The organism is Sphingobacterium multivorum (assembly GCF_900457465.1).
Lineage (GTDB): Bacteria > Bacteroidota > Bacteroidia > Sphingobacteriales > Sphingobacteriaceae > Sphingobacterium > Sphingobacterium multivorum.
The window spans coordinates 493,539-515,673 of the sequence record NZ_UAUU01000009.1 but is presented as its reverse complement, the minus strand read 5'-3'; the positions used below and the strand labels follow the sequence as shown (position 1 = coordinate 515,673).

Here is a 22,135-nt window from a genome sequence, read left to right as displayed (position 1 = left end):
AAAATAGTTAAAGCAAAAAAAGGAATGAAGTTTGAAACTCCATTCCTTTTTTTATATTGATTTAATTTCGATTAATAAATCGGAGTAAACATCCAAGTATCGTCAAAACGAGATGAACCGTTAAGTCCAGTCGTGATGTAACCGTTGTTTCCTACAGCGAAACCAACAGCATCTTGGCGTGCTGAACCAGCGAAAGCGCCGTTATCATTTGTCCAGTAGTCACCAGAAATATTATATTTCCATGTACTATTGATTACTGCATTTTTGTAACCACCAACAACGAATGGTGTACCATTGATCGCGAACGCAGAGGCATTTGAACGAGTCAAATCGTACGTATATGAATTATCAGCTCTATTGATATCGTTCAATTTAGTCCATTTGCTACCATCAAATTTATAGAAATCTTTTGGGTAAGAACCGTTAGAAATACCACCACCTACATAGGCTACATTATTGACAACAAAAGAGAAAGCTGCTTTTCTTTTCGCTGAAAAAGGAGCATCACTAATTGCTTGCCAAGTATTAGCAGCAGGATCATATTTGTAAAACTCATTGGTATTTGTTGTTCCACCACTAACTACAGTTTCACCGGTTCCAACATAAGCCGCACCGTTTAAAGTAAAAGCTACTGCATTAGACAAAGCAATAGGAAGTGGAGCAATGCTTGACCAAGCACCTTTTCCGCCGTTAGCTGTAGGGTCAAATTTGTAGAAATCTGTTAGGTTGTTTGTTCCGTCATTTCCACCACCAACATAACCGACATTACCAATGGAAAAGCCGATGGCACCGTTTCTCTCAACACCTGTGAAAGGTGCTTTTTCAGCCCAAGTATCTGATGCTGCGTCATACGCATACGTGTCTTTCACGCGGAATGGTTTACCACCAGCATTACTTGCTAGACCAGTAGTGACATATGCAACGTTATTTATCAAAAAGCTAGCAGCAGATGAAGTTTGTGGCCCTTTAAAAGCAGCTTTTGCAAACCATTCATCTGATTTGGTTGTGCTGTCGTCACTTTTTTTACAAGAAGAGATAGTTGTAACTGTAAATACAAAAGCTAATAAAACGAGTAGCCAATTTTTCTTGTTCATAAATTATTGAAATTTAGTATAAAGGATGTTTAATTTAATTTTCGGATCATTCTCATTATCTTTTGCCAATATTAACCTGTCTCCAGTTGAAAACAAACTCGATGTCGGTAAAGATAGATATAATGAAGTGTTTTTGTATGCTGTTGTTTTAATTTTTGTCAAATATTCAATCAGATTGAATGTATATTTTCCATTGGAACCAAAATCATCGCCAGGAACTAATGTAGGTGCTTGCACACTTCTAGAATCAGTCGCATAGGGTGTTAATAACATACTAATTGGGTTCCCGTTTGGACTGGCAATCATCAAAATTACATTCTTGGGTTGCGCAAAATTTGTTTTGGCTCCATTTTCTACCTCGATGATCAGTTCCGCTTTATTGATTGCAATGGATGGATTGTTCACCAATTCTAATAACGTTGGAAATTCAATTTTTGCTACAACACCAGTTGAGCCTTCTAAAAATACATTTCCATCAGTTTGTTGACTTGCAAGTTGCGGATTTTTTATGGTCATCGGCGCAAATTTTGTTGCAGAGCGATCTGCTTCAATTTGATTATACTGATAAGCCTTGTTATCAATGGAAAAATATTGTTTGCCAACGGATTTTGTTCCTTCATTATTCAGGAATGAATAATGGACCTGTAAAAATACAGTGTCTTTGAATCCAATAACTGCCGTATTGCTATTGTCAGGGACAAGTGCCAATCCTTTGAAATACTCTTGGAAACTTGTACTATTTTGAATTCGGTTATCATTATTTTTGATCATTGTAAACAACTCATTGCTAATGCTGTTGTTGAATCTAAAAAATAAGGAATCTGCCGATTGTATACGCGGTTTAAAGGAAAGTTGTGCCAGTGGGGTATTTTCATAGGCAAACTTTTGTTTACTGAATATCGCTGCTGAACTTACAAAAACAGGACGTTCATCAACAGGTTTGGTTAAATCAATCTGTGTTTGCGTAATTTCTTCTGTGACACGGTGTACTGCTATCTTTTGTACTTTCGTTGTATCACCGTAAAAATATTTGTTTGGCTTTAATACCAAGGTTACAGAATCCAAGGTAGCATCATCAGGTATAGAAGCATTACTTATCGTTCCTACTCCTAGGCGCATATAAGCTGTAGACTTCATGCTACCCGTAACAGCATTGCTATTCTTTCCTACGAGCATTGTTCCAGTAGCAGAAGTCGGAATATCGTCCAATTGATAAGTCGAAACTTTGGCGGAAACCGTATCAATTGGTACTAAACCGATTGTTTCATCTCTTGAACTATCCAATGAGAGCGAAATGTCTTTATTACAACCAACAAAAGCGGCCAATGTAAAAAGTGGAAGTAAAAGTTGAATACTACGTCTCTTAAAGTCTTTAATCATATTAATTTTTGAATAGTGCAAAAGTAATCAATGCGAACTGTTAATCAGTGTTATATTTTGTTAAATATGGTTAATTACCACAGCGATTGCAAATCTAGTAATTTAAATTTGTTTTAGTTATGGGTAGAAGATTTAAATTACTGATCAGTTTGATCGTTTTAATAGGGGCAGGAATTACTGTAGTGCTAGGCTTTTGGCTTTATGGAAGTTATACCAATCGTCGCGACCTGTTCCTTTCTACCGCAGAGCGTTCACTCTTCAATGCTGTTCAGGAGGCATACCAAGCGCGCAATGGTGATCGGAAGTTAGATGGCCCCGAGGCTGATCGGAATCGCCTCCTCCAAGATGTAAAACGAGAGCTTCTGGGCTTATTGCCAGCTGCTGAACTCGATAAGGCTTTACAACGTGTAAGCGCCGAACGACCTAAAAACGAGCGATTTGATCGCGAGATCCACAGTAGGCGGGAGAAAATGTTTCCCAAAGACCGCGAAGGGCAAGGCGCAATTATCCCGCCCTTTCTGTTCCGGGACTTTGAGATGAACAAAGCTAATCTGGATTTGATCGAAAGGAAGTTTAAAGAATCCCTGAACAATAAGAGCATAGCAGTACCATTTGAAATGGCTATTGTCACGATTCCACACGATCAAATCAAAGATGTACGACGCAAATACCGCGAAGCAAATCTTGCTTGGACGAGACCCATGATGGTTAATCCCATAAAAAATGAATTTCTTGTTATCAAGTTTCAGGAGGATTGGAAGTATTTGCTGTATAGCTTAAGTTGGCAGCTGTTGATCTCACTGCTTTTGATTGGACTGCTGCTTGGGACATTCTTCTATTTGATGAAAACCATTCTCAACCAAAATAAGATGGCCGAGCTGCGTAAGAACTTTGTCGATAACATGACGCATGAACTAAAAACACCGGTTTCCACTGTGATGGCAGCTATAGAAGCGATACAGTTGTATGGTGTGCAGGATGACCGGGAAAAGATGAATCGTTATCTGAATATCTCCAAAAAAGAACTGGAGCATCTGTCCAATATGATTGAAAAAGTGCTTCAGATGGATATTGATGCAACGAGAGGGATTGTGCTGCAGCGTTCTGATTTTGATCTTGTCGCGATGGTGAAAGGAGCCATTGAAGTTGCGCAGCTGAATAAGTCCAAGCAAGTGGACTTTAAGCTCATTGCCGTTCCAAGTGAGATAAGGATCAATGGCGATGAAGCCCACTTAAAAAATGTGATCAATAATTTACTGGAAAACGCGATAAAATATGCTGGACAGCACGTTTATATCGAGGTAGAAGTGAAGGAAATGAAAGAAAATGTCCATATTCGTATTACAGATAATGGTAACGGAATATCCGCAGAATACCATAATCAAATCTTTGATATGTTCTTTCGGGTTCCTTCCGGTAATCTGCACGATGTGAAGGGTTTTGGCTTGGGGCTTGCTTATGTCAAGCAGGTTGTAAAAAGGCACGAGGGCAAGATCACAGTGGACAGTGAGCTGGAAAAAGGGAGTACCTTTAATATCCGATTACCTTACAAATAAAAAGCAATATTTATATTTCAGAAAGAAAATAGGGCCGTTTATCGGACAGTAATTAGGCTGATTTATGCTAAAGATTTCTTAGAAACAAAGCCGAAATATATTTTGATTGAATGACAACGCTATGATTGAAATTTTATATGTAGAAGATGAGCCAAGTCTTGGGATGATCGTTGCCGATAGCCTGGAGGCGAATGGATTTAATGTCACCCATTGTAGCAATGGTCATGAAGCCTTGGAAGCATTTACAGCGGCTCGGCCGGATATTTTGGTCGTAGATGTCATGATGCCCGTGATGGATGGCTTTACATTGGCAACAAAAATACGCGAATCAGACACGCAGATACCCATTATCTTCTTGACGGCCAAAGTGCAGACAGAGGATGTTGTAAAGGGATTTCGTTTGGGCGGAGACGATTACGTCAAAAAACCGTTTAAGATTGAAGAATTGGTTGTGCGGATAGAGTCCCTGTTAAAAAATAGCCCCAAAATGCTGTTCGGCCAAAAGCTGATGATAGGAGACTATAGCCTCGATAGCCTAAAACATCAGTTGACCTATCAAGGTGAGGTGCTTAAGCTGTCTTTCCGTGAAAGTGAGCTGCTGCGGAAGTTATACGAACAAAAAGATAAGGTCATCCCACGCGAGGATATCATGCGAGCCTATTGGAGTCATGATAAATATTTTACGGGACGAAGCTTGGATGTGTTTATCAGCCGGATACGAAAATACCTCAGTCAGGATGACCGCATCAAGATTACCAATGTCAGAGGAGTTGGCTATATGCTTACTGTTGATTGATTGATTGATTGATTGATTGATTGATTGATCGGAGTGTTCCACGTGGATTGGCAATGGTGCATATTAACGACGGGTTTTCATTTCTCCTTTTCTGCCGAGTCCCCGAATATGGTAGGTAAAACTTAATATGGCGTAGCGTGTTATTGCATTTGATTGGGATACACGTACCCAAAGATCATTGACCTGCTGATTGATGTTTTTATTGTCATTAAATAGATCAAATACCGTGAGATTGATCTCGGCATTCCTACGTTTGAACAATTTCTTGCCGATAGAGACATTCCACAACAAACTTGTCGTACTTGGTGAATTCAGGATGCTGCCATTGTAAAGGTAGTTGAACGTTGAATTGAGCGTCCAAGTTTTTAATAAAGTCAATGCAATGGAATTACCAATGGTATGTTTATAGACCGAATAATTCGATTTTTCGCTGGCTGAGTTCTTGGAGAAGGCGATGTTTCCATTGTAATCCAGTCCGATAATGACATCCTTACTGAATGCCGTGTTTACACCGACCCGTTGACTCAGGCCGTACGTTTGCGCATTGACCTTTTCGAGATTCAATAAGGTGTAATTCTGGTTGAAATAGAGGTTATTGTTTAGGTTGAAGTTAAGTTTCCATGGTTCAAGGCGGTATCCAAGGCTATTTTGCCATTTGAGATTATAGACCCCATTGAAATTTTCGGGCCTGATGTATTGCCCACCAGGCCCGAGTATAACATCCGCTGCGATCGTAAATGCTGAATCTGTGGTGAAAATGGTATTGGAGATTTTATGTTCAATAAAATCTGCTGTAATGTCAGAGGTGAAACTTCTGCCCGAGCCTTTATTGATCGATCTAAATTGTACCACAAGGTTATGGTCATATTCTTGCTTAAGATCCGGATTTCCCGAGCTAATGCGTAGTGGATTTTGATTGTCTATAAAATCTTGCAATTGCTCGATGGAAGGGGTATTTGTCTTTGCATTATACCGAAACTCGACCCGAGTATCCTTATTGAAATTATATTGGAAGTTGAGGTTAGGTAGTAGGCTATTGAAGCGGCTTTTTGTGGTCAGTATATTCGGAAACAATTTATCATTGACCTGTGAAGCCGTCTGATAATCTAAACCAATCTGAAATCTTATGCTATCCTTTTTGTTAAATAAGTAGGAAACCCCACCACTATGGTAAACAAAATCATTCCGGAATTCATTGGAAAGACGATTTTTTAATTCCCCTAGCTGGCCTGTTTCGGCTAGAAATTCATAGGTCCTGCGGTCCGAATAGCGTGCCGTATTCCGAAAAGTATAATTCCCTTGCAACCGGGAATACTTACCGAGCATCTCGGTATAGGCTATCTTTGAGCGAAAGCCGTTATTGTCACCCATGGTATAGTTCCTATTGTTGACGGTGTCGACCCGGCTGAATAAGCCCTCTTTATAATAAGAGTTTAGTGCAAAATTTTCCGCATGACTCTTGTTGCTGTTAAATGAGCCATTGAAATTAAAACTGATCGTGCGCCCAGGTTTGTTGAGTCTCCGCATGTAAGTGAGGTCTCCGCTCCAGTTGAAGTTTTCTCCAAAGCTCTTATTCCTGCGGTCGGAACTATTCAGCATTTCTGCTAGATTTAACAAGGTATTGCCTGTGGAACTTGTATTCCTATCGTTACTTTGATAGGAGAAATTAGGCTGAAAGTCCAGTTTCTGAATCGAATCTATCTTCCAGTTTGCGCGGATAGAGAAAGCATGATTGTTGTCGTAAGTACTGTTTAATTGATCTTGATTGTTGATTTGGTTGGCCCGGTTACCTGCCGTATATTCTGTTTTATTTTGGCTGACGATGTTATTGTCCGTATAGTTGTAGGTATAATTCGCATTGAAGTCCATGCGGTCATCGAAAAAGCGATCCAAGTAGTTGAAACCGGCGTTAAAGCGCGTCGTCACCCCTTGTCCGGTACGTCCTCTGGTGTTTCCGCGGGTCGCAAAACCATTGGGCTGATTAACATTGTTGGTATTGATGTCAATTGAATATTGCCGTTTGGGGTTCATTTTGGTTACCTGTGTATTGACGGCATATTTTCGGTCGGGACCCGCACCTCCGGAGAGCTTGCCAAAATAGGATTTTCTTTTATCAGGCTTGGTGACAATATTGATCACTTTCATGCGTTTTCCATCGTCAAAACCACTAAACTTGGCCTGCTCGGTTTTGTCATCGATAATTTGGATCTTGGCGATAACATCGGCCGGAAGGTTTTTTAGGGCAATCTTAGGATCGGTGCTAAAAAACTCCCGACCATCAATAATAATCTTATTGACAGGCTCGCCCTGCGCTTTTACATTGCCATCTTCATCAATTTCAACACCAGGAATCTGTTTGACCAATTCGTCAGCATCTGCAAAATCCTGCGTGATATATTTCTTGGTGTCAAACTCCAGCGTATCTCCTTTAACCTGTATACTGCTCGAAGAAATGTTAATTTCATCCAGTACAATCTCGGCATTAGTGAGTTTAAACATTAAATCGATTGTTTGCCCGATTAGTTTTACACGCCGAAGATCCATGCTGTATCCCATCGGCTGTGTACTGACCAAATAATCTCCGTTGGGAAGTGTACTGCTGCTGAATCTGCCCAAAATGTCTGTCGGAACCTGGACTTTACTGGAATCTTTTACCGCTATAATGGTGATGCTTGCACCTCTGATAGGCTGCGAAGTCGTATTGTCAAGCAGCTTGCCCGTAATATACTGTTGGGCTTGCCCGTTTTTCCCCAATAGCGATAAGCAGATAGAAAAGAACAAGATGGTCCAAAGTTTGATCTTCATCGGTCGAGGTGCAAATGTGTTTTAATGTGTTGTTGACGGTTATATAATTTTATTTCCCAAAAATATGGCACTATTTGTTACGAATTATTATCATTTTAGTTACAATAACCCCAAGTGAATGGAAAGATTAGATATATTTGCAGTAGAATTATAAAATCAACTGAACAAGTCCGTATAACGATCGAGTGATATGCGGATATAGATTAAAAAAATAAAAGATGAAAGAAAGTGTTTTGAGTAGAAAAGAGCGTATTATGAAAGAAGCCTTGTTGCTTTTTTCAGATCAAGGCTATACGAATACCTCTACCAAAACGATTGCCCAAAATGCAGGAGTTTCCGAAGCATTAATCTTTAAACATTTTGGGAATAAAGACGCACTGTTGGTTTATTTGATTAAATCAGGTTATCGTAAGGTTCTTACGCACCACCGCGGAATGATGACCTATCGTGAACCAAAGGAATTTCTGCGCACCATGATCAATCTACCCAATAAATTGGTTACCGCGGAACCCTTATTTTGGAAATTGCAGGAGCGTTTGTCTCATCACCCCTTTTCCAAACAACAGCACGAGCAGTTTATGAAGCCTGTGCAGCCCATTATCCATCGTGCTTTTGAAGATCTGAACTATGAAAATCCAGATCTCGAAACACAATTTCTCTTGTTGATTATCGACAAGCTGTGGAAAAAGGAAGCGATAGGTGAATTGGAAAATGTGATGGAGTTGACGCTGTTTCTAGAGAAAAAATATAACCTGATTTAGCTTAAAAAGCTGAATTATAGTCTTTTCTAAACATCTATTCCTTGATAAAGTTCTTTCGTGCTTATCAAACCGATAATTGAATTGTAATCGTTGGATGGCAGTTGTATTCCGGCGCTGTTATTTTTCTATATATTAAGTGTTAGTATTGCTCCCACCAATTGACATGCGGTATATTTCAGCTCTGCACCTTACGAATTGCTGTTTTATGCGTGTTTATATGAAATTGTTGCAAAAACAATTTCATATTGTCCAAAATAATAACGTCCTTAGTATTTCTATTTTAAATACATTATACAAACTAATTTATGTTCAAAAAACTCGGTCTGGGAATATTGGCATTAGTCGGCACAATTTCTTTTTTGAAAGCTCAGGACAAAAAAGATTTTGTGAAATACATCAACTCCCAGCATGCATGGGTCGATGCGGTATTCAATACGTTGACGCCAAAAGAAAAAGTTGCACAGTTATTTTTGGTTAGGGCACACACCAATTTAGGACAGAAATATATTGACTCCGTAGCTCAGGTTATACAGGACCAACATTTGGGCGGTCTCGTTGTTTTTCAGGGCGGTCCTGTCCGCCATGTTGATATGTTCAATCGGTATCAATCCCTGTCCAAGGTCCCATTGATGGTGACATTTGATGGCGAGTGGGGATTAGGCATGCGTATGCCAGATTCTACTTTGTCGTTCCCTTATCAGATGACTTTAGGGCCGTTCAGGATAATCAGCTGATTTATCGCATGGGACGTGAGGTTGCTTTAGACTTCCAACGTATAGGTATGCATTTCAATTTTGCCCCTGATGTGGATATCAACAATAACCCTAAAAATCCCGTTATCGGTATCCGCTCCTTCGGTGATAATAAATATAATGTAACCCAGAAAGCTAAAGCGTATATGGACGGTATGGTGGATGGTGGTATCCTGGCTTCCATTAAACACTTCCCGGGGCATGGCGATACAGATGTGGATTCTCATTATGATCTGCCGCAACTACCTTTCGACAAAAAACGTTTGGATACCCTGGAGTTGTATCCGTTCAAAGAGCTTATTAAAGCCGGTGCACCTGCTGTTATGGTGGCCCACATGAATATTCCGAGTTTAGATGACACGCCTAATATGCCATCTTCCATCTCTAAAAAGGTTGTAACCGATCTTTTGCGTAATGAACTTGGCTTTAAAGGACTAACAGTTACTGATGCAATGGACATGAAAGGTGTAAAGAAGTTTTTTCCAAATGGAGAAGCCGACGTACAGGCGATTATCGCAGGGCATGATTTACTTGAAGTGTCGGAGAATAGCAAGCGTGCGATCGATTTGATTGTAAAAGCTATTGAAGAAGGACGTATCACGCAGGCCGATATTGATGCGCGGGTAAAACGAGTGCTTGCCGCTAAGCTCTGGCTTGGTTTAGATAAATATCAGGCAACTGTACAACAGAATCTATACCATGATTTACATCGTGCTTCAGCTGTTCAACTCATTGACGAACTGTCCGATGCAGCGATCACCGCTTTGAACTCGACAGAAAAATTAAAATCCTTCAAAAAGGATTTACCTACGGCTATTATCAACATTGGTATTACAGCCAATCAGACCTTCCAAAATGAATTGGCTAGTGCACTCACAAATGAAACACAATATTTCATCACGGATAGCACAAGTAAGGAAGATATCAAACGTCTTACCAAAGAAATCAAGAAGAACAAACAATTTATTATTGCCGTACACGATACGAGACTTCGTCCACGTCCGACCATGGTATTAAATAAAGATGTTCAGGGCCTGATGAAGAAATTTGCAAAAAAATCAATCCTGACTTTATTTACCAATGCCTATGCTGTGGATGGATTTGAAGCATCCAAAAAAGCAAAAACAATTTGCTGGCCTATCAAAATGATGCTTTCATGCAGAAAGCGGCAGTGAAAACTATTTTAGGGCAAAATACGCCGAAAGGAAAACTCCCTGTTACGATAAACAAAAAATTTAAATACGGACAGGGGAAATAAAGCATTATAAAATCACACCAACACGGTACCTCTTCCAAAAATGGCCCTCCTGCAATTGCAAAGCCATTTCGGAAGGGGTATTTTTTTTAGCAACACTTAAATCTCTTCATGGGCGGACCTGCTATCGGATGGCTTACTTTCATTTTTCATACGGTCAATCGCCGTCACGACATATTTATACTTTTGATGCTGTTTGATATCGTCATCGGTATATTGAAGCTTATCCCCATCAAAGGTGATAAAAATGATTTTTCCAGGGTCTTTAATGTTTACTTTTTCATCGAGGTTGAAGCGATAGATCACATAGCCATAAGCCGACTCCCCATCATTGGCCACATCGGGTTTTTGCCAAAATAAGGTATTCATTTTACCATTGGCCGAATTTTTCACCAGAAGACCGAAGGGGGCATTGGGTGGGATACTATCTAACCAAGGCATTGTAGGGGTAAAGCCGGTGTACGGTACAGGTCATTTCGCATGGAATCCTGCAGTCCAACAAGATTGTCCGTGAGTGACTTGGAACTGAAATAAATACTTCCCTCCACATCGTGCTCCTCCCTTAAGTGGCGTACCTGTCTGGGGATCTGACTACGGTCTGTCCAGCCGATTTTATTTTCGGTAACACGATAAGCTCCATGCCCGACATAAAAGTGACGGCCATAGGTGTGTTTCTGCCACCAGTCAACCAAGATCTCATAGGCTGCTGCGCGATTTTTGAATGGAAAGTAGATCTGTGGATTGATATAATCGATCCAACCTTCCTGCATCCATTTGACACCGTCAGCATACAGTTCCCGGTAAGCGCTAAGACCACGGGTATCTGATCCGGCACTGTTATTTTCTTTGTTGTCCCATACCCCACAAGGACTAATGCCATATTTGACATATGGTTTTATCTTTTTGATGGCAACACCAAGATCGTGCACCAGTACGTTGACATTGTTGCGTCGCCAGTCGTCAATTTTCTCGATCCCATTATTATATTGACCAAAGGTAATCTGATCCGGTACCGGTGTATTTCTGCTATCGGGATAGGGGTAAAAATAATCATCGAAATGAATGCCATCTACATCGTAGTTTTTGACCACATCCATGATGACATCAATAATATATTTGCGAACTTCCGGAATACCGGGGTTGAAAAGCTTCTTGCCAGCATAGGTGAAGAACCATTCCGGGTGACGCTTGGTAATATGCTCATCCGAAAAATGAGCCGGATTTAATGTTGTGGAAGCACGATACGGATTGAACCAGGCATGGAGTTCCATTCCTCTCTTGTGGGCCTCGGTGATGGCAAACTCCAAGGGGTCATAAAATGGCGAAGGTGGTAATCCCTGTTTCCCCGGTTAGATATCTACTCCATGGTTCTCTGCCCTTCGCGTAAAATGCGTCGGCAGCTGGACGTACCTGCAAAATAATGGCATTCAGTCCCGCGCTGCGGTGCTGGTCCAATAAATCAATAAACTCCTGTTTTTGCTGTGCGACATTATTGCCCGCTTTGACAGATGGCCAGTCAATATTACCTATGGTTGCAACCCACACGCCACGAAACTCCCGCTTAGGTAGTTGCTGGGAATACGTTCTAATCGAAAATAAACAGATAACAATGGTAAAAAAAGAATATAAATATGTTTTTCCCGTCATTCTATAAATTATAGCCAACAAAGATAGGGAAGCATTTCTTACTTTTTCCCTAAAAAATGTAAGATGTTTGTTGGATACTTGTTAAAAGAACCTGAGCTTGGTTTTCAAATTGATAATAATGCAAATACAAGTAACATTGTACTTTATTTGTGCTAATTTAGATGCGGTTTTCACAAAAGCAATGGCTTGATCGGCTAATCACAATAAAAAAGATTATGAGCAAAGAACAAATATCCGTTTTTGACATGTTTAAGATTGGTATAGGGCCCTCGAGTTCGCATACCTTGGGACCTTGGCGTGCAGCCCAGCAATTTACAGCTGTTCTTAGGTCAAAAGGTGTCTTGCATGAAGTCGAACAAGTCAAAATCCTGCTGTATGGTTCTTTGGCCAAAACCGGTGCTGGACATGGTACCGATATTGCTGTGCTCCTGGGACTAAGTGGAGATGATCCGGTTACCTTTGATGTCAATAGCGTGATGCCCAAAGTCGAGCATATTAAGACAGTTGGCGAACTGGAAGTCGCTGGCGAACGGACGATTCCTTTTTCCTATCCGGAAGACCTCTTGTTTCTATACGCGGAAAGTTTACCTTTTCACCCCAACGCAGTGACCTTTCAGGCATTCCTATCCAATGGTAAGGCAATTACTGAAACCTATTATTCGATAGGTGGCGGTTTTGTGGTGCAGGAAAATGATACTGAAGGTGTTTTGTCTGAAGTGGACCTTCCGTTTCCTGTCGATACTGCACAGGAACTCTTGCATTGGACGATGAAAACGGGTCTGAAAATCTCGGAGCTGGTCCTTGAAAATGAATGTGCATGGCGTGAAGAAAGTGAAACCGTGGCAGGCGTTTTGAATATTTATAAAACAATACATGAATGTATCTACCGCGGCTGTCATACTGGCGGGACATTACCTGGGGGCTTAAATGTCGAACGTAGAGCAGCCAAGCTAAACAAGAAGTTAATGCAGGGACGAAGTTATCAAGATTATGAGTCCTGGGTAGCGGCCATTCGCGAGGGCGGCCAAAACTTTCAATATATTCTGGATTGGGTAAGTTGTTTTGCACTTGCCGTAAATGAGGAGAACGCCTCTTTCGGACGTGTGGTTACAGCTCCTACCAATGGGGCCTCAGGCGTTATCCCAGCGGTGTTGCAATATTACATTACTTTCCACGACGGAATGCTTGAAAATAAAATTATCCAATTTATTCTTACCGCATCCGAGATCGGATCGATATTTAAGAAAAATGCAACCATTTCAGCCGCAATGGGCGGTTGTCAGGCCGAGATTGGCGTTTCATCAGCGATGGCAGCCGGCGCGCTGACAGAAGTACTCGGCGGATCACAGCGCCAGGTGCTGATGGCTGCCGAGATTGCCATGGAACATCACCTCGGATTGACATGCGATCCAATCGGTGGACTGGTACAAATTCCTTGCATCGAACGCAACACAATGGGAGCCATTAAAGCCATTACTGCGGCACAATTGGCACTGCAATCGAATCCGGATAAAGCAAAAGTAAGTTTGGATACAGTGGTTAAAACTATGTGGGAGACTGCTTTGGATATGAATGCCAAATATAAGGAAACAGCAGATGGTGGATTGGCCGTCAATATTCCATTGAGTTTGCCGGAATGTTAATGACTGCCGAAGTTTTCTCGTTTTTCGTATCTTTGACGCGGTAAAATAGATCTATTCTTATAAAGAGCATAAACGAATGAAATATTGTGCAATCGCCTCCGGAAGTAATGGGAACTGTTATTATGTCGCTAAAGATGATTCTGCTATCTTGATAGATGCTGGAATCAACAGCAAGCATATACACCTGCGGATGTACAATCTGGGTATTTTACCGACTCAGATCAAAGCAATTTTCATTACCCATGAACATTCTGATCATATTAGAGGCCTATCTGTATTTGCCAAAAAATATAATTTACCGGTTTATATTACCAAGGGAAGTTACGATGGCACCCGTTTGCATCTTCCATCCCATTTGGTCCATATCATTTCTCCTGATGAGGTTGTTGAAATTGGAGGACTTAAGGTGTACGGTATTCCCAAATATCACGATGCCAAAGAACCCTGCAGCTTTCTTGTCTCAGATGGAACATACAATATCGGTGTCCTGACAGATATTGGACGACCTTGCGAAAATGTGCAGCATGTTATTCAACATTCGGATGTTTTGCTCCTGGAATCAAATTATGACGAGGAGATGTTGCGTACAGGACGCTATTCCTATTTTCTGAAAAATCGGATCAGCAGTGGTTGGGGACACTTGTCAAATCGTGTTGCCGTCGAACTGTTTAACGCCTACAAAACCGACCGTCTTAAACATCTTATCCTCACTCACCTCTCCGGCGAAAATAATACCGTCGATCTGGTACAGCAAACTTTCGAACCACATTGCGAACGTATCCAGCTACATGTCGCGACACGTTACCAGGAAACAGAATTATTCGACCTGAAACTTGTGCTGGAAAACCATGTGGCATCTTTTTCAATCCTTTCCGCACTCTCTTCCTAACTAACAACGCTCTTTTTGTTCGCTGTATTTCTTCAGTTAAAGCGTAAGAATACTGTAAAATGAAAAAAATTAGTTGTTTTAAAAAGATTTCCTGTTATATTTGCTTTGTTTTTAATCAGTCTAAATAATATCTTTTATACTTATTTGGACAACAAGAAACAAAAAACACCATGTAATAGACGGCAATCTATCACATGGCGTTAATCTACATACAGCGGCAACTGCATGTAGATGACTGAAACAGCACGCTGTGTCAGTTACTCCCGATATACGATATGGAAGAACTTGCAAGATAACGAATTTTATTATTTTATTCGTTGTTAAGCATATGCAAAACCTGCAAATTCTCCCATAATAAGTTGAAGAAAACTAAACATCAATCAACATATTATGAAAATTTTAATTTCATTTTTTACATTCCTTACGGTATTACTGTGTAGTCATACTAGTCATGCCCATGCCCTTTGGATTGAATCATCTTCTTATGGAACGTTAAACCAATCCCATGAAGTCAAGGTATATTACGGCGAGTTTGCAACGAATGAAAGAGATCAGGTCGACAAATGGTACTCCGACATGAAGGACTTCTCATTAATGTTGCATGTCCCGGGACAGGAACCCGTCAAGCTTCAATTGACGAATCAAGGCGATCACTTTAGCGGTTCATTCCAACCTACAGCAGCCGGAACCTATTTCCTATCCATTGTTAAAGCACCTAAAGATCTAGGCGGTAAAACGAAATATGAATTTTCTTCCTTAGTGCCTGTTATCGTAGGAAAGTCTGCAACACTCGATTATAAAAATGTAAAAAGCCCATTGCAAATAGAGTTGCTTGGTGCGGCTAACGCAAAAAAGGGGCAACGTATACAAGCAAAGATCACCAGCTTCGGCAAAGCTGTTCCACAGGCCAAAGTTTCTGTTTTTTCGACTACCGGTTGGGGAAAAGAGTTTGTTGCGGACGAGCATGGCATCCTGACATTTGACGCAATATGGGCTGGTCCATACGTCTTGGAAGCAAGTACGTTTGCTGAAACTGCAGGTGAACATGAAGGGAAAGCCTATGCTTCGACATGGCAGGGAAGTACGACTTTCATTACTGTCAAATAACCGCAGCTACAGCGCAGACAGCATAAGGGTCTAATCTGAAACGATGGCAACACCAATGGGTCCTTACAAAAAAAATATCTAAGAAAAATCTACTATAATAAAACATCTACCATACTACATTCATGAATAAAACTTTATCCTTTTTGGCTATTCCTATGATTAGTTCGGTCTTTTCTGTTGCACAAGCACAGACGAACAAAGTCATTGAAGGAATTCTTATCAATGAAAAATCCGAACCTATCACAGGAGCGACAGTAAAATTAACTAATACAGGTGTGACCACCAGCACAGATAGTGAGGGGCATTTCGCTTTTCATAAGCTTTCATCCAAAACCTACCATATCGAGATTAAAGCGATCGGTTACGGTAAGCATACGATGGAAGTGAACGTAACAGATGAGACGGCAAACCTTGGTCCCATTATCTTAAAGGACCAATCGCAAGCTATTGACGAAGTTGCGGTTTATGGTAAATACTATGAGCATTATAAGTTTGACAGTATCTCCGGATCGTTACGCCTTAAAACACCAATCCTAGAGCTGCCTCAAAATATACAGGTTATTTCTTCCGATTTAATGGCAGATCAACAGGTTTTCGACATTGTTGATGGTATTACGCGTAATGTTAGTGGCGCAACACGTCAGGGCCATTGGGACAACCAATATGCCAATATCCGTATGCGTGGCTCTAAGATCCCTGCATTCCGTAATGGGATGAACATTGAAGCTTCTTGGGGGCCTACAGCCGAAGATGCAAGTATGATCGAACGGATCGAATTTGTAAAAGGACCAGCCGGTTTTATGCTTGCCAATGGCGAACCTGGCGGCTTTTATAATGTGGTAACAAAAAAACCTACCGGTAATACCAAGGGGTCTGTTACCCTGAATACAGGGAGCTTCAGTACCTATCGCGCTGCCGTTGACTTGGATGGTAAATTGCGCAAAGATGGCAAACTGCTTTACCGTCTGAATGTGGCCGGACAACAAAAAGATTTTTTTACAAAATATAATTACAGTAACCGTCTTGTTATAGCGCCAGTGGTTACCTATAAAGTAGATTCTTTGACGAACTTAACATTTGAATACACCTACCAAGGGTCTACCTACCTATCAAATGGTAATTATACGTTCTCACCCAAAGGATTTGCCGATCCGGGTATTGCCAATGACTTCTTCTATGGTGATCCCTCCATGGAGCCCGGAAAGCTAAAAGACCATAGTGCCTATATTTACCTGGATCGCAAACTAAACGAAAACTGGAAATTGCATGCACAGATGGCCTATTTCAATTTTGATATGAAAGCCACCAGTACATGGCTGAATTACATGAAAGCCAATGGCGATATGCCACGTTATTACAGTATTGCCGACGAACATGGTGAAAATAGTTTTGGTCAGGTTTCTTTAAACGGAGAAGAATATACCGGAAGCGTTCGTCATCGGATTTTGGTGGGAGCCGACTATGGTAATAAGAAGTTCTGGGGCGATTTTAGAACGATTTTAGATTCGATTCCTTCAGCTCCGCTCAACGTCTATGATCCTAAATACGGTATTCCAGGCAGTGTATTCCCTACGCTGGATCGTTCGCAGAGTGTAAAGGTCCGTGCGGGCGGTAGCAACTACGTGACTTCAACAAACTATATGTCATTCTACGCGCACGATGAATTGGCGTTCCTGGAAGAGAAATTGCGTTTATCGCTTGGCTTACGCTATACAATTAATGAGACCATAGGAAAAACGTCTGTAGCTGACAGAACCGATAAAGCATTTACGCCGAGGGTAGGGTTGAGCTATTCGATCGATAAATCCATGAGTGTATATGGCTTGTTTGATCAATCTTTTGTTCCTGTCGCTGGTACCGACTGGGAAGGTAATGCTTTCAAACCAATACGCGGAAATGATTTAGAAGCAGGTGTTAAGAAAGAGTGGATGGGTGGAAAATGGATCTCCACGTTAAGTGCCTACACTATTGCCCGTAAAAATGCGCTGGTAGCTGACCCCGATCCGAGTCACGTCGTTAATGGTGTGTCATTCCAGACCCAATTGGGAGAAACCAGAAGCAAGGGTATCGAATTTGATGTCACCGGTGAAATTATTAAGGGGCTGAATGTGAATGCAAATTATGCCTTGACAGATTCGAAGATCTCCAAAGATACCAAAGAAGAAAATATAGGTAATATCACTCCGAATACGGCCAAACATACAGCCAATGCATTTGTATCCTATCGTATTCAGGATGGGAAAGTGCGTGGACTTGGCTTTATGGGAAGTGTTCAGGGAATGTTTGACCGTGCAGTTGGGACAACAAAAGAAAGTAATTTCAAGAATTATCTGCGTACCGATGCAGGCATCAGCTATCAAAAAGGGAAGTATGCCATTTCGGTCGTAATCAATAATGTGTTGGACAACCGCAAATTGCTGACTGCTGGATCGATCTCCAAAGCAAGTGCGGCCGTTCAGAAGCTCGGTGGTGTGGATTATTATTCCTATATCGTCGAAGCCAGACGTAACTTCCGCATGGGAGTGACCTATAAATTTTAACGGACCGATCCAGATAAATTATAGAATCGATGTATAGTACACTGTTAATCGTTATACTCATGGGAGCCTATCTTTTTTACAACACGAGCAAAAAGGTGAAGTTTGGCCCTAGACCACAATGGCTCGAAAAATTGTGCGCACAAACGAAGTTTGTGCGCACATTGAGCATGCTGCTATTGATCTTTCCATTTATAGCTGTTCTTTATCTGCAAGGCTTTGGAGCAGGTTTTTTTGCTTTTTTTGCCTATTTCATGTGCATGATGTGTCTTGTGGTCCTATTAAATCCTTATCGCTATTTCAAATTATACCCAATTATGGGATTGTATGTATTTAGCCTTTGTGTTGAATTATTGATTTCTTAACCGATTAAATATGCCTGCTAATAAAAAATACCTCAGTACGCCATTTCAGCGATTCCTGAAAATTACAGCCGGATTTATCGGTGGTTATGTCGTCATGATCTCTTTCCACGTGTTGGTCACTCATATTTTTGAGAAAAAGGATGTTGTTGCCACGGCTTGCTTCACGGGCTATCTCCTATGGGCAGTACTGCTCTTATTGGCCTTTCTTGCTAAGAGTGGATGGAAAATATGGGGGATATATTTAGTGTTGGCTGTCCTTTTCTCCCTGCCCTATTTCTTCAAACTGTAAGTCATCATGAATAACCGAAATTATAATATTTACTTCAATACACATACCATTAGCGGCATTATCATCTGCGCCATCCTCTATGTGATATTTTTTGCGGGATCATTTGCATTTTTTAGAAACGAAATCGCTGCCTGGCAGAATAACACGTCGTATAAGGCCTATCGCGAAGATCATAAAAACGTTGATCATTTGCTCGACTCACTCAGAGGACAAACAAATTTGCATGGACGCGATATTACCTTTTATATGCACCGGGAAGGGACTTCAGCCTACTTGGGCTTGAGTGCATCCAACGATAGTATACTCAATAAAGAAAACCTGGCGAAGATCACGCCTGAACAAAAAGCTGCAAAAAAGAATAGCCGCAGAAGGGGTGGAGATGATGATTCAAAGAACTTTACCTATAATTTTGCCAATAAAAAGGCTGGAGACTATGTGCAGAATTACGATATGGGCGAGTTTTTATTTCGTTTGCATTTCTTGGCCCAGCTCAATCAGGTGCCGATTCGGGTAGGCATAGCGCCATTTGGTTATCTTATTGCAGGTATTACCGCTTTTATTTTTCTGTTTGCCCTTATTACCGGGTTATTGCTGCATTGGGATAAGATCGTCTCAAATTTCTTTGTGTTCAGACCCTTCAGTAAATGGAAAACGGTATGGACCGATATGCACACCGCATTGGGCGTCATTGGTTTTCCGTTTCAATTTATCTTCGCGGTAACAGGTACGTTCTTGATCATCAATTCAGTACTCGCTTTGCCGCTGAGCAAGTTGTTGTATGATGGTGATCAGCAAAAAATGTATCAGGAGATGGGGGTTAGTGCCGAAACCAATTTTCCTTATACCTACAAACCTTTAAATGCAGACATTAATATCGCTCCATTTTTAGATCTGGCAAAACACAAATGGCCGGAAGCCGATTTTCAGCGTATTACGATCAAAAACTACGCAGACTCCAATATGCATGTTATCATGGAGCTGGAACCGCATTTTAACAAAAGCTTTGCTGGATCGGGGCTGTTGTCTGTGCGAGCGGCCGACAATAAAGTTGTTGCCGAGAAATCACCAGTTAGCGATGCTAGCTATGCAGATGGGGTGCGCAGCATTATATACCGGTTGCATTATGGCGATTATGGAGGCTATCCGCTCAAGATGGTGTACTTTATTTTGGGAGTTATGGGGTGTCTTGTTATTATCTCGGGTATATTGATCTGGTTGGTAGCGCGTGACAAAAACAACGTAATTCCACGAAAACGAAAATTCAATTTCTGGGCGGCCAATATTTTCACGGCAATATGTTTGACGATGTTACCTGTCACTGCATTGACTTTCATTGCTATTAAATTGAGCCCTGAGGTCAATCAGGATTTTATATACCGCGTTTATTTCTATAGCTGGCTCCTATTTTCACTGTATTACATTATCCGGAGAAGCATACGCAGAACCAATCGCGAAACATTGCTGGTTGGAAGCATATTGGCATTTTTTATTCCACTTGCCAATGGTTTTATGACTGGTAACTGGATCTGGGATACCTTCCGCAATGGACAGCGGGATATTTTCGTCGTCGACTTTTTATGGCTGATGATCGGTATAATTGGTGTAATCGCCTATAACAAGACTAAAAAATTCTTTGAGACGATTCGTTAACAAAGATTCTTTTCTCTCTGCGAAGTGTATACACTTTGTTTTTTGATTCCAAGGGTGCTCACAAGGTGCCCTTGGAACGTTTATAGGGTACGGCTTAAATACCTTTAAGGTCAGATCCTGGTAGACAACGCCTCATGGCGCAGAGCAATTCTTATCCAAGGATACCATACTGATGATCGCGGAAATTTCCTCTTACAATACAGCCTTAAAAAATCGGCCGAGGCGCATCAGATCCTGTGCTGTCTTTTCGTTCCAGTCCACAGCATAGTTTAGCCGAATACAGTTCTTAAACTGATCGTGCTGTGTAAACATCCTTCCCGGAGCAAAACTCAACTTTTGCCTAAGCGCATAATCGTAGAGCACCGTTGAGTCTATCTTTTTGTCCAGCTCTAACCAAAGTACAAAGCCACCTTCGGGCTGCGACATTTTGGTATTTTCCGGAAAATGGGCCTCAATGCTGTTTCTAAAATTGACATAATTGCTGTACAGTTTTTTTCTGAAGCTATTGAGGTGATGGTCGTACCGGCCGATCTGCAAGAATTTGGAAACAGCTTCCTGGTAAATTGCAGGCTGCGAAATCGTTTGTATGAGCTTTTGTTTTAGGATCTTATCTTTGTATTGCCCGGGCTCAACCCAACCGAGCCGAAAACTTGGGGCTAATACTTTGGTAAATGATCCACACCACATCACCAGTCCCTCTTCGTCAAAATATTTGCATGGTTTGGGCCGTGACGAACCGAAATAGATGTTTCCATATAGGTCCTCTTCAATCAATGGAATATGGTGGTGTGCGAGCAGTTTGACAAGCTCTTTCTTGTGCTCCTCAGGCATGAGTGCGCCCAATGGATTGCTAAAGTTGGTGACAAAACAACAGACATCAATTTTATGAATAACTTTTTTCAGGGCATCCAATTCAATTCCCGTAATAGGGTGGGTCGGAATCTCGATGGTTTTGAGGCCCAGTAGTTGAAAAGCCTGAATAAAGCCAAAGTAAAGGGGGCTTTCTACCGCTATGGTGTCGCCGGGTTTAGTGACGGCACGAAGGCAGCTGTAGATGGCATTCATGGCGCCCGACGTGATAATAAGATCCTCGTCACTTATTTTTCCCTCAAGTACCAATGACCATTTGGCAATTTCTTTCCGTAAGCTCGGACTTCCCTGTACCTGTCCATATTGATCACCGTAATCATGCAGCTCATGAACCGACTCTATAATGCATCGATTAAGTTTCTGAATCGGAAGTAATGATGCACTGGGTAAACCCAGTGAAAAGCGTGTAATTTCCTTGTCTTCCAGGGAGTGGAAAACTTTATCGATCAATGCCGCGGGATCTTGTTTCTTTTCGTCGATTTTGAAGGTAGAAATGGACGGGATAGCCATCCGACGAAGCCCGGATCGGCTAACGAAATAGCCTGATTTGGGGCGTGATTCAATGAGCGATCGACTCTCTAGTTCCATATAGGCACTTTTTGCCGTATTTAAACTTACATTGTATAATTTCTGAGCGCTGCGGACAGAAGGTAAACGATCGCCATAGACCAAGGAACCATTTTTGATCTGGTTTTCAACAATATTGGCTATTTTTTTATATAACAGTTGCTGTTCCATC

19 protein-coding genes are annotated in these 22,135 nt (G+C 41.3%); 12 read left to right on the top strand and 7 right to left on the bottom strand.

The genetic code is table 11. The features are described 5' to 3' along the window. Window positions 1-71 precede the first annotated feature (71 nt). Window positions 72-1,094 (bottom strand): Kelch repeat-containing protein, encoded by a 1,023-nt coding sequence (locus DTA23_RS13755; protein ID WP_046672697.1) that lies wholly within the window; start codon window positions 1,092-1,094, stop codon window positions 72-74. 3 nt (window positions 1,095-1,097) lie between these two features. Continuing rightward, the gene (locus DTA23_RS13750; RefSeq protein ID WP_070561369.1) at window positions 1,098-2,474 is read right to left on the bottom strand and encodes a DUF4270 family protein; all 1,377 of its coding nucleotides are present in this window, start codon (window positions 2,472-2,474) and stop codon (window positions 1,098-1,100) included. 119 nt (window positions 2,475-2,593) lie between these two features. On the opposite strand from DTA23_RS13750, the gene DTA23_RS13745 reads away from it, so the two are divergent. Then, window positions 2,594-4,030 carry a sensor histidine kinase gene (locus DTA23_RS13745; protein ID WP_112375066.1) on the top strand — a complete coding sequence of 479 codons (1,437 nt, stop codon included), beginning with the start codon at window positions 2,594-2,596 and terminating at the stop codon, window positions 4,028-4,030. Between the two features lie 121 nt (window positions 4,031-4,151). Further along, window positions 4,152-4,826 (top strand): response regulator transcription factor, encoded by a 675-nt coding sequence (locus DTA23_RS13740; protein WP_070561365.1) that lies wholly within the window; start codon window positions 4,152-4,154, stop codon window positions 4,824-4,826. A gap of 63 nt (window positions 4,827-4,889) precedes the next feature. Here DTA23_RS13740 and DTA23_RS13735 read toward each other — a convergent pair whose 3' ends face one another. Continuing rightward, window positions 4,890-7,631 carry an outer membrane beta-barrel protein gene (locus tag DTA23_RS13735; RefSeq protein WP_112375065.1) on the bottom strand — a complete coding sequence of 914 codons (2,742 nt, stop codon included), beginning with the start codon at window positions 7,629-7,631 and terminating at the stop codon, window positions 4,890-4,892. Window positions 7,632-7,849: 218 nt separating this feature from the next. Here DTA23_RS13735 and DTA23_RS13730 point away from each other — a divergent pair, with 218 nt between their 5' ends. The 3 genes from DTA23_RS13730 to DTA23_RS13725 all read left to right on the top strand — a co-directional run bounded on the left by DTA23_RS13730 (window position 7,850) and on the right by DTA23_RS13725 (window position 10,319). After that, on the top strand, window positions 7,850-8,392 hold the full coding sequence (locus tag DTA23_RS13730) for a TetR/AcrR family transcriptional regulator (RefSeq protein ID WP_070561361.1): 543 nt from the start codon (window positions 7,850-7,852) through the stop codon (window positions 8,390-8,392). A 305-nt stretch (window positions 8,393-8,697) separates the two neighbouring features. After that, entirely contained in the window at window positions 8,698-9,126 is a 429-nt protein-coding gene (locus DTA23_RS29165; protein WP_256603734.1) for a glycoside hydrolase family 3 N-terminal domain-containing protein, read from the top strand. A gap of 8 nt (window positions 9,127-9,134) precedes the next feature. Continuing rightward, window positions 9,135-10,319: a glycoside hydrolase family 3 protein gene (locus tag DTA23_RS13725; protein ID WP_256603732.1), complete on the top strand. Its 1,185-nt coding sequence runs from the start codon at window positions 9,135-9,137 to the stop codon at window positions 10,317-10,319. 179 nt (window positions 10,320-10,498) lie between these two features. Here the strand turns inward: DTA23_RS13725 and DTA23_RS30435 are convergent, their stop codons facing one another. From DTA23_RS30435 to DTA23_RS30425, 3 genes are read right to left on the bottom strand one after another with little or no spacing between them, the layout of a single operon-like run. Continuing rightward, entirely contained in the window at window positions 10,499-10,840 is a 342-nt protein-coding gene (locus DTA23_RS30435) for a hypothetical protein (RefSeq protein ID WP_370445104.1), read from the bottom strand. Beyond that, window positions 10,828-11,706: a glycoside hydrolase family 10-like protein gene (locus DTA23_RS30430; protein ID WP_370445103.1), complete on the bottom strand. Its 879-nt coding sequence runs from the start codon at window positions 11,704-11,706 to the stop codon at window positions 10,828-10,830. Before DTA23_RS30430 ends, DTA23_RS30435 begins: the two co-directional genes overlap by 13 nt. A gap of 4 nt (window positions 11,707-11,710) precedes the next feature. Further along, window positions 11,711-12,046, bottom strand: a complete 336-nt coding sequence (locus DTA23_RS30425) for a family 10 glycosylhydrolase (protein WP_370445102.1) — start codon at window positions 12,044-12,046, stop codon at window positions 11,711-11,713. Between the two features lie 215 nt (window positions 12,047-12,261). Here DTA23_RS30425 and DTA23_RS13715 point away from each other — a divergent pair, with 215 nt between their 5' ends. The 7 genes from DTA23_RS13715 to DTA23_RS13685 all read left to right on the top strand — a co-directional run bounded on the left by DTA23_RS13715 (window position 12,262) and on the right by DTA23_RS13685 (window position 20,526). Further along, window positions 12,262-13,689, top strand: coding sequence for an L-serine ammonia-lyase (locus tag DTA23_RS13715; RefSeq protein WP_070561512.1), 1,428 nt, complete (start codon window positions 12,262-12,264; stop codon window positions 13,687-13,689). A 76-nt stretch (window positions 13,690-13,765) separates the two neighbouring features. Next, window positions 13,766-14,578, top strand: coding sequence for an MBL fold metallo-hydrolase (locus tag DTA23_RS13710; RefSeq protein WP_046672690.1), 813 nt, complete (start codon window positions 13,766-13,768; stop codon window positions 14,576-14,578). A gap of 390 nt (window positions 14,579-14,968) precedes the next feature. Next, window positions 14,969-15,685, top strand: a complete 717-nt coding sequence (locus tag DTA23_RS13705; protein ID WP_112375064.1) for a DUF4198 domain-containing protein — start codon at window positions 14,969-14,971, stop codon at window positions 15,683-15,685. A 122-nt stretch (window positions 15,686-15,807) separates the two neighbouring features. Next, window positions 15,808-18,225 (top strand): TonB-dependent siderophore receptor, encoded by a 2,418-nt coding sequence (locus DTA23_RS13700; protein WP_112375063.1) that lies wholly within the window; start codon window positions 15,808-15,810, stop codon window positions 18,223-18,225. A 29-nt stretch (window positions 18,226-18,254) separates the two neighbouring features. Next, window positions 18,255-18,587: a hypothetical protein gene (locus tag DTA23_RS13695; RefSeq protein WP_112375062.1), complete on the top strand. Its 333-nt coding sequence runs from the start codon at window positions 18,255-18,257 to the stop codon at window positions 18,585-18,587. A gap of 10 nt (window positions 18,588-18,597) precedes the next feature. Further along, a complete protein-coding gene (locus DTA23_RS13690) occupies window positions 18,598-18,876 on the top strand; it encodes a hypothetical protein (protein ID WP_046672687.1) in 279 nt (92 codons plus the stop codon). 6 nt (window positions 18,877-18,882) lie between these two features. Beyond that, window positions 18,883-20,526: a PepSY-associated TM helix domain-containing protein gene (locus DTA23_RS13685; protein WP_112375061.1), complete on the top strand. Its 1,644-nt coding sequence runs from the start codon at window positions 18,883-18,885 to the stop codon at window positions 20,524-20,526. 192 nt (window positions 20,527-20,718) lie between these two features. On the opposite strand, the gene DTA23_RS13680 is transcribed toward DTA23_RS13685, so the two are convergent. Beyond that, window positions 20,719-22,134 carry an aminotransferase-like domain-containing protein gene (locus DTA23_RS13680; RefSeq protein ID WP_112375060.1) on the bottom strand — a complete coding sequence of 472 codons (1,416 nt, stop codon included), beginning with the start codon at window positions 22,132-22,134 and terminating at the stop codon, window positions 20,719-20,721. Window position 22,135 lies beyond the last annotated feature (1 nt).

Excerpts from the sequence above, each read along its gene's own strand:
- DTA23_RS13755 (WP_046672697.1), bottom strand. The coding sequence starts at position 1,094 with ATGAACAAGAAAAATTGGCTACTCGTTTTATTAGCTTTTGTATTTACA.
- DTA23_RS13750 (WP_070561369.1), bottom strand. The coding sequence starts at position 2,474 with ATGATTAAAGACTTTAAGAGACGTAGTATTCAACTTTTACTTCCACTT.
- DTA23_RS13745 (WP_112375066.1), top strand. The coding sequence starts at position 2,594 with ATGGGTAGAAGATTTAAATTACTGATCAGTTTGATCGTTTTAATAGGG.
- DTA23_RS13740 (WP_070561365.1), top strand. The coding sequence starts at position 4,152 with ATGATTGAAATTTTATATGTAGAAGATGAGCCAAGTCTTGGGATGATC.
- DTA23_RS13735 (WP_112375065.1), bottom strand. The coding sequence starts at position 7,631 with ATGAAGATCAAACTTTGGACCATCTTGTTCTTTTCTATCTGCTTATCG.
- DTA23_RS13730 (WP_070561361.1), top strand. The coding sequence starts at position 7,850 with ATGAAAGAAAGTGTTTTGAGTAGAAAAGAGCGTATTATGAAAGAAGCC.
- DTA23_RS29165 (WP_256603734.1), top strand. The coding sequence starts at position 8,698 with ATGTTCAAAAAACTCGGTCTGGGAATATTGGCATTAGTCGGCACAATT.
- DTA23_RS13725 (WP_256603732.1), top strand. The coding sequence starts at position 9,135 with ATGGGACGTGAGGTTGCTTTAGACTTCCAACGTATAGGTATGCATTTC.
- DTA23_RS30435 (WP_370445104.1), bottom strand. The coding sequence starts at position 10,840 with ATGCCTTGGTTAGATAGTATCCCACCCAATGCCCCCTTCGGTCTTCTG.
- DTA23_RS30425 (WP_370445102.1), bottom strand. The coding sequence starts at position 12,046 with ATGACGGGAAAAACATATTTATATTCTTTTTTTACCATTGTTATCTGT.
- DTA23_RS13715 (WP_070561512.1), top strand. The coding sequence starts at position 12,262 with ATGAGCAAAGAACAAATATCCGTTTTTGACATGTTTAAGATTGGTATA.
- DTA23_RS13710 (WP_046672690.1), top strand. The coding sequence starts at position 13,766 with ATGAAATATTGTGCAATCGCCTCCGGAAGTAATGGGAACTGTTATTAT.
- DTA23_RS13705 (WP_112375064.1), top strand. The coding sequence starts at position 14,969 with ATGAAAATTTTAATTTCATTTTTTACATTCCTTACGGTATTACTGTGT.
- DTA23_RS13700 (WP_112375063.1), top strand. The coding sequence starts at position 15,808 with ATGAATAAAACTTTATCCTTTTTGGCTATTCCTATGATTAGTTCGGTC.
- DTA23_RS13695 (WP_112375062.1), top strand. The coding sequence starts at position 18,255 with ATGTATAGTACACTGTTAATCGTTATACTCATGGGAGCCTATCTTTTT.
- DTA23_RS13690 (WP_046672687.1), top strand. The coding sequence starts at position 18,598 with ATGCCTGCTAATAAAAAATACCTCAGTACGCCATTTCAGCGATTCCTG.
- DTA23_RS13685 (WP_112375061.1), top strand. The coding sequence starts at position 18,883 with ATGAATAACCGAAATTATAATATTTACTTCAATACACATACCATTAGC.
- DTA23_RS13680 (WP_112375060.1), bottom strand. The coding sequence starts at position 22,134 with ATGGAACAGCAACTGTTATATAAAAAAATAGCCAATATTGTTGAAAAC.